Source organism: bacterium (genome assembly GCA_023145965.1).
Classification (GTDB): Bacteria; UBP14; UBA6098; order UBA6098; family UBA6098; genus UBA6098.
Map to the genome: position 1 here is coordinate 1 of JAGLDC010000022.1, position 12,810 is coordinate 12,810.

The window sequence follows — 12,810 nt, forward strand, 5'->3', positions numbered from 1 at the left end:
AAAGCGTGCCGACGATTTCGGGGTTTTCGTCCAACTCGATATCTACCCGTTCACCGAGAAATTCGAGTTGATTACCGGAGCCAGATACGACATGCACGACTCAAAAGACGATCTGGCGGGGATCGAATATAACGAAAGCGCATTTAATCCGAGGATAGCGGCGCGCTATTTTCTGAGCGATAATTTCACCTTGCGCGGCTCGTTCGGAAGCGGTTTTCGCGTGCCTTACCTTTTTTCCGAAGACCTGCATCTATGCGCTTCATCGCCGCGAATCTATAAGGGAAGCGATCTTAAGCCGGAGAAAGCATCGAGTTTCTCGCTGGGAACCGATTATATGACCACCGGAATCGAAATGGGAGTCGGCTTTTTCTACACGAAGATAAGCGATAAGGTTTAATTCATCGAACCGGGCGGTGGAGATGTGCCGGCGGGCTTCGATTTCAGGTGGGCGAATGTCGGCGAGGCCACAACGATGGGTTCCGAGGTGTTTTTCAGGGGTTCACCGCTGTCATGGCTTAGCTATAACGCCAACGCCGTTTATACGAACGCCCGTTTCGACGAAAAACGCGATCCCGACATAGACGATAGCGACAGAATCCCGCGTTCGCCGGATTTAACCGCCTATGGCGAGTTGATGTTCAAAATGGGGCGGGCCAATTTGAGCACGAGTGTCAATTTCACCGGCAGCATGTTCATCGATCACGTGCCCGAGGAGGACGAAACCAATTACATATTGGAAAAGACCGATCCATACGCGACTGTGAACGCCCGAATCGGCTACAGGATAAATCGATTGGTAGAGCTTCAGTTGATCGCAAAGAATCTTTTCGATTATACGCAGCCGACGCGCGACATAACCGACGCCGCGTATATCTATGCGCCGTTGATTGGCCGCCAAATATCGGCGGGGATAACTATCGATCTATAGATTGAGATTCCTGAAAAACGGCAAATTGTTCCATCGTAGGGGCGACCGGCCAGTCGCCCCTACAAATCGAGATTTACGACATCGCCGGGCGAATGGTTGCGCAAATCTTCGTCGATAATTCCATAGGGGACGCATATATGCGTCCCCTACCACCGGTCCGGTCGTTGAGTAAAGTCGAAACGCGGTCGTTCTGGTATTGCGCACTCATTCACGCATTCGTGATAATCTGGATAAACCTTGTGGCTGTCCTTCGCCAGAATGCAGATAATTTCGGTGTCGGCGTCGCCGACTTCATCGAGGTTTTCGCCCGTCTTTTCGTGCGAACAGAGGAATAATCTCTTGCGCAAAAACGAAGGTTTGGATATTCTCCCGCTTTATTTTGCCGGTAGGCCGACTGGTAACAAATCTTGCAATCTATTCAGATTTGTTAGATCGTTTCAGTTACTACTTGCTTGTGAGAGCAATTTCCGCAGCGTTGACAATTTGATATGCTATTGGCGAAGCTGTCAACAGAGGATGAGTTCCCACTTGGAAAGTAGAGATTTCATAGGCCCTTGTCTTATGTTGAAGAAGAGCGCCGATGAAATTAATTATTTCACCGATAGATGGTCCGCCGAAAACTTGTCCGCCAATCAAAACCATTGTATCTTTCTCGAAGATCAGTTTCACGCCGATTTTTTCGGCACCGGGGATACATCCGGGATGCCTATTGACAGAAGTAAATTTGCCGGTTGCGACCTCGATATTCATTTCTTTTGCGATTCTTTCTGTCATACCCGCTGACCCCACTGCCAAATCGCCTATCATTGTGCAGAAAATGCCTATTGCACTTGTGTTTCTGCGACGAACACCGAATAGGTTTCCTGCAGCGATTCTCGCTTCGGAAGTTGCGATAGATGCCAGGCGAATATTCGAGGGCGTTCCGCTCAAGGGGCATTTCTTTGCAGCGCAATCTCCAACCGCAAAAATATCTTTATTGTTGGTTCTCATAAACTCATCGACTTTTACGCCGAGACGTCTATCTGCATCCAGCCCAGTGTTTGCAGCAAGCTCGATATTAGGAATTACGCCGATCCCCGCAATAACGGCATCGGCTTTTATGGTCTGGCCGTCATCCAACTGCACAGATTCGACTTTGCCATCTCCTAAAAGCTTTTCCACTTTCCTGTTATTCAAGACTTTAATCCCTCTCTCTTCGAGTTTCTTTTCGATAAGAGTGCTAATCTCATCATCGGCGGCAAACAGAAGACATTTGGGAAGAAGCTCGACTACTGTGACATTTGGGATACCTCTCTTTTTGCATTCATCGGCAAATTCGAGACCAATAAAACCACCGCCGATGATTACAACATCTTTTGCCAAACTCAAAGTGCTCTGAAGTTTCTTGAGATATGGGACTTCTTTTTGAACGACAAATGCGTTTTCCAATTCACAACCGGGAATTGGAGGCTCCAAAGGCAACGAACCGGTAGCTATGATCATCTTCTCGTAATCGAAAGTTTTGCCGCCCTTGGTGTTGACTACCTTTTTATCTTTATCTATCGAAGCCACTTCATCGATAAGCAAATCGATGTTCTTCGTTGTGAGCACGGTATCTGGGATGATATTCTTGTCGATTTCGCCGAGAGTTCCAAAGATGTAGGGAATCCCACAGGGAATCATTACCTTTTCATTCTTGCGAATGACCGTGATCTTCTTTTCTGGATAATATCTTCTCGCAGAAATTGCCGCCGCAATACCAGCCGCGCTTCCACCGACAATAAGAATTTCGATTTTCTCGTTCATTATTTTACCTCCACTTTGGTTTTAAAAAAGGTTCCTTTTATTACATTATCTAGCTGTATCATTATATATATTACATGTATAAATTTTAACTTTTGATTGTATTTATTTTTAAGCTCAACGAAAGGAAAAGTTTTAAATATTTTATAATTTATTTGGCATTAACTCTAAAAAATCTTCACTACTGTTTCCGCCTTTAAAATTTTGGTATTTTTTACTGCTTAGAATATCGGCTTATTGCTATTGTTTTCATGGTACTATCGATGATAACCACTATCATCGATTTTATAAGCGTAAAACCACTTTTATCTGGTCATATTTATACAAATTTACATTTTGCAGTTTTCCGATAGCATCACTTTTAATAGCGAAAACACACTTGCGAGCTAATTTTGGGGATAATTTTATACGATCGAGTATTCTTCGCTCACTGATAGTATTTTCGCGGTGAAACTTAAATCTAGTATTGAGACAATATAAAAAGGCCCCTTTTGGGGCCTTTCCATTTACAATAATAATTGGCTTTTAACTCGTTACGTTCAGCGTGTCGAGTCGGATATGTGGGACAAGGTAACTTCCCCATACGAGTTCCTGTTTATTGCCGATAGCGGATATTTCTTTCATATCTGAATAAATATTCCCTGCGATGCTAGCATTCTTAACTCTTCCTACCAACTCGCCTTTTTCTATTTTAAAAGCTGTTCCCACGGGATTCGAGAAGGCTCCTGAAATAATGTTTCCCTGCCCAAGACCGAGAACACCTTCGACTAACAAACCTTCTTCGACATCGGAAATCATCTTTTTATATGGTATATCTCCGGTAGCAACCGCGAGATTCGACAGAGATGGAATCGGCGGCGAAAATATGCCTCTTTCGCCGCACCCATTGGTTGAACGACCAGCTTTCGCGGCGGTTACAATATCGAAAATGAAATTTTTAAATACGCCATTTTTTATAATATCAATACGTTGTTTGGCGACACCCTCATCATCGAAAGGAGTGCTTCCGAGCCTCCTGTTAAGTGTGCCGTCATCATAGATTGAGAACTTATCATCGAACAGTTTTTGGCCCTCTTTTCCAACGAGAGGAGAAGATTTTGAATAGACCGATCTTCCATTAATTGCCGCACGAATGGGGAGAGTCAACACCATGGAACCTTTTGGATCGAAGACAACTGGTATTTTACCCGCTGAAATCGTCACTATGTTATCCGCAAGCTCCATTTTTCTGTGGAACAGTTCGGTCATCTTACGGATTTCTTCTTTCATATCGGGAAGATGCGTAGAGCCGGAGCCATCACCAACCATGAAAACATCGCCCTCTTTCACGCGGTTTAGGAATCCTCCCCATGATATAATAGTCTTGGAATAGCCGTTTTCGAGACCGCTGGTGTTTGCGATTTTGACCTCAGCAATCATCTTCTGTGCTTCAAAGGATAGATCAGCGACATCTCTATACCTTTCACATTGTGCGATGAACATCTTTCCGTATTCGATAAGGTCTTCGATTGAGAGTTCGGTCAGGGCTTTATCGAATATGTTGGGCAAATTGAATTTTTGTTGTCCGGGAAATTCAATATCGACTCGCTCGCCAAAACCAGCTGTAGCAATGGCGTTATCAATCATAGTATCAATTCCGTTGATGTCGGTTGTTGCCGCAAAACCGATCTTACCGTTTTTTATCACTCGAAGGGAATATCCTTCTTTTTGAACCACAGTCGAGCGCTTGAGTTTCCAGCCTTCATAGCCTATCTCGGTCAGATGGGATTTTATATAGAAAATCTCTGCGCTATCGACGCGTTTTTTTACCTTTTCCAATATTTTCTGCATTATTTACCTCCGATGATAACATCTTTTATCTTGATATGAGGTGCGCCGAAACTCACCTTAGCGGATTGACCACCCTTCCCGCAATTACCTCCACCCTTGGCCCAAATAAAATCGTTACCGATGTCTGTGATGTCCATCAGCGTTTTAAAGAGATTCCCCTGAAGCACGACATTACGAACCATCTCGGCTATCTTGCCATTGCGGATCATATAAGCATAACCAGCGGAGAATGAAAAATTCTCCATCATTGTCTGGCCACCGTAGGCATCGATGCAGTAAACACCGAGTTCTATATCGGAGATCATTTCCTCAAAAAGAACAGTGCCGTTTTCGATAGCGGTGTTTGTCATCCTTACTATCGGGGAGCTAGAATATCCATCGGCGCGTGCGTTACCTGTAACCTCTTCGCCCATCTTGGCGGCGGTTTCGCGGTTATGAAGTCTTCCCACAAGAATGCCGTCCTTGATGAGGTAATTTTTCTTGCAGACAACACCCTCATCATCGACGACTATCGTTCCTCGAAGTTGTGGCATTACGCTACCATCTTCGAATACATTCAACTCTGGTGGGCCGAAGCGTCTTCCAAGAGTCATCATCTCACGAGCCTGTGGATTGTCCATTATGAAATCGGATTCCGAAAGATGTCCGAATGCCTCGTGGATAAATACTCCCGCCAGCTTAGGATCGAGAACGACGGTATATTTACCAGCTTTGACTTCATCGGCATCTAAAAGTTCATCAGCTGTTTTTCCTACCTTCGCTAACGATTTGGCTTTGTCGAGAATATCGCCATAGCTTTCGCGGCTCGACCAAGAATCATGACTGGATTGAACATTGTCGCCTTCGCGCGACATAGCGCGAGCAATCAGCACAATATCCAGCCTTTCTCGAAGGAAGTAAGTTCCTTCGGTATTGGCAAAGCACACGCGCGACACGCTATCGCCATAGGTAACACTCGTGTCGATCAACCTCTTCCCAGATGCCTTGAGTATTTGGTCGTAATTTTTAATCAGATCGTGCTTTTCTTCTATAGAGTGATTCCTTGGATCATCTTTAATATCGGCCTTAATTTCCATATCGATCGCAGGAACCTTCGCTAAACTAATAGGTTCTTCCGGTTCGATAGCTGCACTGCTAACAAGCGCTTCTTCGACTCGTTTTTCCAGATCGTCGAGGGAATTAAAATTAACGACACCCCATCCACCACCATCGACTACAGCCCTAACACAACCTCCAATATCTGTGGAAGCGGCTATTTTATCAACCTCGCCGTTTCTATAGCTAATCGAGGAATTCGTTGAATCCTGGACTCGAATCTCCACATATCCTCGTGCTTTTTCAAGCGCTTTTTTCAATCGCTCGCGCATATTACCTCCTGAAATTTAGATTTATAATTTCTTAATGAGAGAGTATAATAATATAATCTCAAAAGGTCAAATTCGAGGAAGCAATAATCGATTGAGAAAAATTTTCGTTTCAATTATCCTCGTTAAAACGGCATCTCCACTTCGACATTTAAAGCTCTGCGTCGAAAATAAAAAATATGCGGCCCCCCCTGGGGGAGGGAGGCCGCGGGGGTCGCGTAGGTGTGATAGATATGGAGGGTTTCTATTGGGGCAGCGGGCGCTGCCCCTTTTAAATAAAGGCTTTCGCCCTTTACTTCCTTTTTCTCATGAATGCGGGAATCTCGTAATCATCAGGAGCAAAAGAACTTATCTTTGGGCGCTCTTCAATGATCACTGCAGCCATTTCCGCTTCATTTTCGGTTTCGTTTTTAGCCTCCTTTGTTTTGCTCTTAAGTTCGATATCGTCGAACTTGGGAGGCATATATGTTGGAGCAACCTTTGGCACAGTATTTTCCTTATCTATTGATGGGACATTCGTGGAAAAGATGTCTCCTGCTGGCTTGCTCGATCGGGAGCCATCAAAAGCTCGGCTTCTCTTGTTCGAGCGGTTAAATCCAGCCGCAATCACCGTTACACGCATTTCTTCTTTAAGCTCGGGATCGACGACAGTTCCAAATATGATATTCGCTTCACTGCCAGCCGCTTCCGAAATAAGTGTGGATGCTTCGTTGATCTCCATGAGAGACATGCCTGGGCTACCTGTAATGTTAATTAGAACACCTTTGGCACCTTCGATGGACATGTCCTCGAGGAGACTACTCGATATGGCTCCTTTGGCGGCTTCGAGCGCGCGGTTATCGCCTTCGGCGATACCAGTTCCCATAAGGGCGTCACCACCCATACCCGACAGCACACTCCGAACATCGGCGAAATCAAGGTTGACCATACCAGAGATTGTAATAAGGTCACTTATTCCGCGTGTAGCGTGGTGAAGTATCTCATCGGCAATTGCAAAGGCTTCTATAATTGGAGTATTTTTCTCAACAACGCTGAGAAGCCTTTGATTCGGGATGACTATCAGTGTATCGACGGAGTCTTTCAAGGAATCGATTCCGTTTTCGGCATTTTGTGCTCTCTTCCTGCCTTCGAAATCGAAAGGCTTTGTCAGAACTGCAACAGTCAGTGCTCCTATCTCTTTCGAGCAAATTTCGGCAACAACACTCGCTGCGCCAGTTCCTGTTCCGCCCCCCATTCCTGCGGTAATAAAAACCATATCAGACCCAGTCAATACGCTGAGAAGCTGATCACGGTCTTCTTCGGCGGCCTTACGACCGACCTCCGGATTCCCGCCGGCACCGAGGCCTTTGGTAATCCTCGTTCCGATTGAGATCTTCTGAGTAGCGCTACTGCGTGTTAGCGCTTGCTGATCTGTGTTGACATAGATAAACTCCACTCCCCTCAATCCTGCAGCAATCATTCTTTCCACTGCGTTACCGCCTGCTCCACCGATACCGACGACCTTTATTTTAGCCGGTCCAGCGATTTCTTCGTTCTTTTCAAGTTCGAATACCACCTTGCACCTCCTATTGGTGTTGGATATTATGAAATTTACTAACTTCCATTAGATCTTCCTTATAAACCATTTTCGTATTCTAGATAGAAAGTCTTTTTTTGATTCGGAAACCTCTATTCTGTGTCTCCTGTCAGAAGCTGACAAAATGGCACCAACAGCTCCTGAAAAAATTGGTGATCTCGCGAGATCAGGAACATCGCCTGATAGATTCGGAGCGCCAGTTCTAACGGGCATCTCGAAAACACGCTCAGTCAACTTCACGACATCGCGTATAAGCGAAGTCCCGCCGGAAATAACTATTCCTGCAGACAGTTTATTAAGTAAACCGGCTTCGAATATAGCATCTTTACAGAGTATCAAAATTTCCTCAAGCCTAGGTTCTATAATATGGGTTAGGAATTTGCGTTCTACGGATCTTGCTTCTCTTCCTCCGATTCCCGGAATGCTAACCACCTCATTGGATTCTACATTTTCTTCTATCGCCGAGCCAAAATCCAATTTAAGCTGTTCTGCCGAATCGAAAGGAAGCGAAAGACCTACGGTTAAGTCCTTAGTTACGGACTCTCCGGCATAACCGAAGCTATACGCCCATATAAGCGTTCCTCGGGAGAAAATACCTACTTCCGTGGTTCCACAACCTATATCCACGACTGCAACTCCAATCTCGGCCTCATCTGGGGTTAGTATAGCCAAACCCTCGCCATGGATCAAAGCTGCCTGTCCATCGGGTATAATGCCTGCCCTCTCAGAGGTTTTATCTAGGTTAACAAGCAAACTTTTCGGCACCATCAACAAGCCTACATCAGCCTCCATCCGAACCCCACTCATTCCAATTGGATCAGTGATTCCCCCTTGACCATCGACAATAAATTCGCGAACAACGGAATCCACAATTGCTGCTTCGGGAGGTATAACTATAGCCCTCGATGCTTGCAGCACCTCTGAAACATCAGTAGCAGAAATAACATCTCGGTCTTTAGGTATGGCTGTAATACCTCTGCTTGCAAAAGTTCTTAGCCTATCTCCTCCAACGGCGATAAAGGCCTCTTTCACCTCGATATCAGCCATCTTTTCAGCATCGGTTAAAGCGGTCACTACAGCTTTCTGAGCCTTTTCAGCATTTACGATATTGCCACGAACTACACCTTCGGATCTGGCAGAGCCGATACCGAGTAAAATGAGTTCGCTACCGAGTCTCTCTTCGGCAATAGCCACCTTTGTTGAGTGGCTTCCAATATCTAACCCGACATAGATTTCTTGCATAATGAGCCCCAAACTTTTTCTTTCGAACCTTTTTCTATTTTTACAACAGCCTGATCCGAATACCTTAAATCTATTTTTGAAACCGAAGCGCGATTTGTTCCCATGTCGTTCAGAATGGCCGACAACCTTTGGAACCTAAGCTCCGGATCTGTTCTTCCAAATTCCACGGCTATGCCATCACCTCTCAGAATTGCAGTGATTTCCATAGCTTCAGACACATGAATTTCGCTTAGTTTATCTAGGAAATATGGCGCGGTTTTTTTAATTTTTTCATAAAAAGCCAAACCAGTTTTCACTTTATTTTCTTCCAGGATTCTATATTGAGCAACTGGTTTTTCAAAATTTTCACAAGTCAAAACAACTAAATTCGGTATTTGGAATGGTTCGTCGAAGGGTATAATAAGCCCCTTATCTGTTAATCCCCAGATTTTATCGGCGGCAAAAAGCAGGATTGGGTATTCCTCACATAAGATGACATCGACTTTTCCACCCCATCGTCTGCGTATCTCCGCCCAAGCTACTTTAGGATCTGCTTCGAGCATATTTTCTGTTTTTTTCTTTGGAATAGTTAAGATATGTTCACCTTCGTCGAAAGGCAGTAATTCAATGACAGATTGGCGGGGAATCCTATTATTACCGGCTATATTTATTGTCTTAATGTAGAAATCTTCGTGTAACGCAACAAAAGCGCCACCTACAATTATTATTGCAGGTATTGCAAGTCGAAGTATATGTTTTAGCATCTTTTTCATTGCTTTGTAAAACCAATTTTAATAATTTCCAATTCGAGCTTAATTCCAAATTTCGTGTAGATACTATTTCTGATCTTTTCAATTAGTTCGAGGACGTCCGAAGATCTCGCGCCCTTCTGTGTAACGATGAAATTAGCGTGGATATCGCTAACTGAAGCCCCTCCAACCGAGAGGCCTTTAAGACCGGCCATATCTATGAGTCTTCCGGCATGATCACCTTCGGGATTTTTAAAGACGCATCCTGCGGATTGCATCTGGAGAGGCTGCGAATCGGCTCTTTTCTTAAGTATTTGATTCACCTCTGAATGCAATTCTGATTGATCTCGTTCATTATTGAAAGAGAAAACAGCCGAGAAAATAACAGCCTTTCCACGAAGAGAAAATTTCCTATAATCGAACGCTTCTGCAAGGTCGGCTGAAAGTTCTTTCCCATAAAGATCGAAAGCAGAAAGTGAATATGCTTTCTCCCCCACCGAATACCCCCATGCACCAGCATTCATAGCAAGGCCACCACCTATGCTGCCCGGAATACCAGCCAACCCGAGGGCATCGGCGAAGCTTTTTTCTATACTGATTTGGACGAGTGTATCGAGAGGGGCCTGCGCACCGGCTTCGAATTTACCATTTCCAAGACAAATTACGCTACAATTTGCAATCGAGATAAGCGCACCTCTGAAACCATCGTCATTGGCGAGCAGATTGGTTCCCCGGCCTATCGGAAAAACCGGGATATTGTTTTCTGCCATTATGTTCAACGCTTTCGATGTCTTTTCCGGTGAATCGGGTGAAATCATTAGATCGGCTGGACCACCAGTTCCATAATTAGTGAAACGGCTAAGCATGACATCCGTCTCGAAGCTTACATTTGCCTCTTTCAATGCCGATAGTATTAGAGCTTTATTTTTCAAACCTTCCTTAATCCTTTTTCTTTTAGTAACTCGTAAAATTCGTTAATTGATTTGTATATGTCACCCGCACCAAACGAAATCACAATGTCGCCCGGTTTGACTACATCGAATAGTTTTTGAGGAACATCTTCCTTTTCAGGAACATAATAAACTTCTCTATGGCCATAATCCTTGGCCGCACGATAAACCAGCTCGGCAGTGACACCGGGAATAGGATTTTCACGGGAAGGATAGATACCCGTAACTATCAAAACATCGGAATGAAGGAATGCTTGCCCGAAATCCCCTGCAAAATCTCGAGTTCTAGTGAAAAGATGCGGTTGAAAAACAGCAATTACTCGCCTATCATAACCCAGTTTAGCGCCTTGAATCGTTGTTCTTATTTCGGTAGGATGATGCCCAAAATCGTCCACAACAATTATATCCTCGGCCTGCCCGATAATCTCGAATCTCCTATGAACCCCTCGGAATTTTTTAATACCTTCTTTAATATCGGAGAATTCCATCCCCATTTCGAGGCCCACTGCAATTGCGGCAAGTGTATTTTTAACATTATGGAGACCGAGAAGGCTCATTTCAATTTCTCCAAAGTGCTGCCCTCTTGATATAACATCGAATTTACAGCAGTTGCCCTCGAATCTGATACGTGTTGCTCTGAGGTCGCTTTGTGTCGAAAGACCGTAGGTTACCACTCTACGATTAATCTTAGGAAGAATTTCCTGAAGCGAAGCCTCATCCAAACATAGAATAACCGCGCCATAAAACGGCACTTTATTCATAAATTCGAGAAAAGCTCCTGTAAGGTCATCCATATCGGTGTAACACTCCATATGCTCGGCCTCGAGGGTAGTGACAACTGCCAAGGTAGGCATTAGCTTAAGGAAACTTCGGTCAAATTCATCGGCCTCTGCGACTAGATATTCAGAGGTGCCTATACGCACATTGGTTCCGAGATTTGTTACTCTTCCTCCGACTATTATTGTCGGATCGAAATCTCCAGCCGATAGGACCTCCCCCACTAGGCTTGTTGTAGTTGATTTGCCATGAGTTCCGGCAACTGCAATACCAAATTTCATCCTCATAAGCTCGGCCAACATCTCGGCACGTGGGATAACAGTGATCCCCCCATCGATGGCAGCCCTCACCTCTATATTTTCCGAAGCAACAGCGCTGGAAACTATTACTACATCAGCCTCGCCGATATTCTCTGGATTGTGACCCCTGAAGAACTTCGCACCTCGGTTGACAAGGTGTTCTGTGACCTCGTTTTCGATAAGATCAGAACCACTAACCGTATATCCGAGATTCAATAGAACTTCAGCAATACCAGACATACCACTGCCAGCAATACCAACAAAATGCAATTTTTTTATTTTATGAAACAGGGTCAATTATTTTTCCTCATTCTTTCCTAAACCGTCGATTAATTTAATTATTTCATTTGTGGCCTCAGGCTTTGCTAATTCTTTCATTCCTTTGGACATCTCGCCTAACTTATTGCTATCACAGGTTATCGACATAAATACTTTCGCAATCTCATTACCATCAAGCTTGTCATCCTGTATGATAACGGCGGCCCCTTTTTTCTCGAAGGCTTCGGCGTTTTTTTTCTGATGGTCACCGGCTGCAAAGGGATATGGCACTAAAATAGCCGGAATACCATAACAAGCTATCTCACTCAAACTTAATGCGCCACAACGGCTTACTACCAAATCGGCAATTTCAAATGCTTCGCACATAGTAGTAATAAAAGGAACAATGATTACATCCTCATAGGATTTACTTAATTTGGCAAGTATTCCATAATATTTGTTCTTTCCGGTTTGCCACAGGATAGACCACTCTTCGGGTTTGCCGCCGGTTTGTATAAATTCAAGCACAGCCTTATTTATCTTCATAGAACCCTGAGAACCACCGGTGATGAGAAGAATCTTTTTCTTTGAGTCGAGAGAGAATTTCTCCAAAATCTGCTCCTGTTTCTTATCGGAGCATTCTGCATCGACCGGATTACCAGTTTCGACAATGTGAGATTTCTTCCAGAAGAACTGCTTAGAGCCAGAGAGGCCAATACACACAATATCGGCAAAAATGCTCCCAACGCGGCTTGTTAACCCAGGATAACTATTCTGTTCGCATAATAAAAGTGGGCGACCAGTAAGCCATGAGGCCAGTATTGCTGGCCCAGCAGCGTATCCACCTGTTGCAACAACAACACCGATGCGTTCCTTTTTAATTATCTTTATTGTCCGAAATATTGATTTTAAAAGAGCAAATGGAAACCTAAACCAGTTAAGTGATGGTTTCCTCGATAATGGCACAACAGGCAACATCTCTAGCCTAAAACCCTCACGAGGAACCAATTCGCTTTCGAGACCTCGTGATGTCCCAACAAATATGATATCAATTTTTGGCTGGTGGAACTTGAGTC

General features: G+C 44.4%; 12 protein-coding genes. 3 read left to right on the top strand and 9 right to left on the bottom strand.

The genetic code is table 11. From position 1 onward, the window contains the following. The 3 genes from KAH81_02640 to KAH81_02650 form a co-directional block, all read left to right on the top strand. On the top strand, nt 1-397 hold a 397-nt coding region (locus KAH81_02640; protein MCK5832544.1), incomplete at its 5' end, for a TonB-dependent receptor. 24 nt (nt 398-421) lie between these two features. Continuing rightward, entirely contained in the window at nt 422-928 is a 507-nt protein-coding gene (locus KAH81_02645) for a TonB-dependent receptor (GenBank protein MCK5832545.1), read from the top strand. A 92-nt stretch (nt 929-1,020) separates the two neighbouring features. Continuing rightward, nucleotides 1,021-1,263 carry a hypothetical protein gene (locus KAH81_02650; protein ID MCK5832546.1) on the top strand — a complete coding sequence of 81 codons (243 nt, stop codon included), beginning with the start codon at nt 1,021-1,023 and terminating at the stop codon, nt 1,261-1,263. Between the two features lie 109 nt (nt 1,264-1,372). On the opposite strand, the gene KAH81_02655 is transcribed toward KAH81_02650, so the two are convergent. The 9 genes from KAH81_02655 to KAH81_02695 form a co-directional block, all read right to left on the bottom strand. Beyond that, nucleotides 1,373-2,713, bottom strand: coding sequence for an FAD-dependent oxidoreductase (locus KAH81_02655; protein MCK5832547.1), 1,341 nt, complete (start codon nt 2,711-2,713; stop codon nt 1,373-1,375). 522 nt (nt 2,714-3,235) lie between these two features. Then, nucleotides 3,236-4,540 (bottom strand): TldD/PmbA family protein, encoded by a 1,305-nt coding sequence (locus KAH81_02660; GenBank protein MCK5832548.1) that lies wholly within the window; start codon nt 4,538-4,540, stop codon nt 3,236-3,238. Further along, nucleotides 4,540-5,907, bottom strand: a complete 1,368-nt coding sequence (locus KAH81_02665) for a TldD/PmbA family protein (protein ID MCK5832549.1) — start codon at nt 5,905-5,907, stop codon at nt 4,540-4,542. The genes KAH81_02660 and KAH81_02665 overlap by 1 nt, the downstream gene beginning before the upstream one ends. Nucleotides 5,908-6,196: 289 nt before the next feature. Beyond that, nucleotides 6,197-7,459, bottom strand: a complete 1,263-nt coding sequence (gene ftsZ / locus KAH81_02670) for a cell division protein FtsZ (GenBank protein ID MCK5832550.1) — start codon at nt 7,457-7,459, stop codon at nt 6,197-6,199. Nucleotides 7,460-7,507: 48 nt separating this feature from the next. Continuing rightward, nucleotides 7,508-8,722 carry a cell division protein FtsA gene (gene ftsA, locus KAH81_02675; GenBank protein ID MCK5832551.1) on the bottom strand — a complete coding sequence of 405 codons (1,215 nt, stop codon included), beginning with the start codon at nt 8,720-8,722 and terminating at the stop codon, nt 7,508-7,510. Continuing rightward, complete coding sequence (locus tag KAH81_02680; GenBank protein ID MCK5832552.1) at nt 8,698-9,474, bottom strand: FtsQ-type POTRA domain-containing protein; 777 nt, start codon at nt 9,472-9,474, stop codon at nt 8,698-8,700. The genes ftsA and KAH81_02680 overlap by 25 nt, the downstream gene beginning before the upstream one ends. Beyond that, nucleotides 9,471-10,382, bottom strand: coding sequence for a UDP-N-acetylmuramate dehydrogenase (gene murB, locus KAH81_02685; protein ID MCK5832553.1), 912 nt, complete (start codon nt 10,380-10,382; stop codon nt 9,471-9,473). The genes KAH81_02680 and murB overlap by 4 nt, the downstream gene beginning before the upstream one ends. Further along, nucleotides 10,379-11,767: a UDP-N-acetylmuramate--L-alanine ligase gene (locus tag KAH81_02690; protein ID MCK5832554.1), complete on the bottom strand. Its 1,389-nt coding sequence runs from the start codon at nt 11,765-11,767 to the stop codon at nt 10,379-10,381. The genes murB and KAH81_02690 overlap by 4 nt, the downstream gene beginning before the upstream one ends. 6 nt (nt 11,768-11,773) lie before the next feature. Next, nucleotides 11,774-12,810 (bottom strand): UDP-N-acetylglucosamine--N-acetylmuramyl-(pentapeptide) pyrophosphoryl-undecaprenol N-acetylglucosamine transferase (locus KAH81_02695; protein ID MCK5832555.1); only part of this gene is annotated, 1,037 nt, incomplete at its 5' end.

What these genes read in the sequence shown, in the direction of transcription:
- KAH81_02650 (MCK5832546.1), top strand. Translation starts at nt 1,021, where the DNA reads ATGGTTGCGCAAATCTTCGTCGATAATTCCATAGGGGACGCATATATG.
- KAH81_02655 (MCK5832547.1), bottom strand. Translation starts at nt 2,713, where the DNA reads ATGAACGAGAAAATCGAAATTCTTATTGTCGGTGGAAGCGCGGCTGGT.
- KAH81_02660 (MCK5832548.1), bottom strand. Translation starts at nt 4,540, where the DNA reads ATGCAGAAAATATTGGAAAAGGTAAAAAAACGCGTCGATAGCGCAGAG.
- KAH81_02665 (MCK5832549.1), bottom strand. Translation starts at nt 5,907, where the DNA reads ATGCGCGAGCGATTGAAAAAAGCGCTTGAAAAAGCACGAGGATATGTG.
- ftsA (MCK5832551.1), bottom strand. Translation starts at nt 8,722, where the DNA reads ATGCAAGAAATCTATGTCGGGTTAGATATTGGAAGCCACTCAACAAAG.
- KAH81_02680 (MCK5832552.1), bottom strand. Translation starts at nt 9,474, where the DNA reads ATGAAAAAGATGCTAAAACATATACTTCGACTTGCAATACCTGCAATA.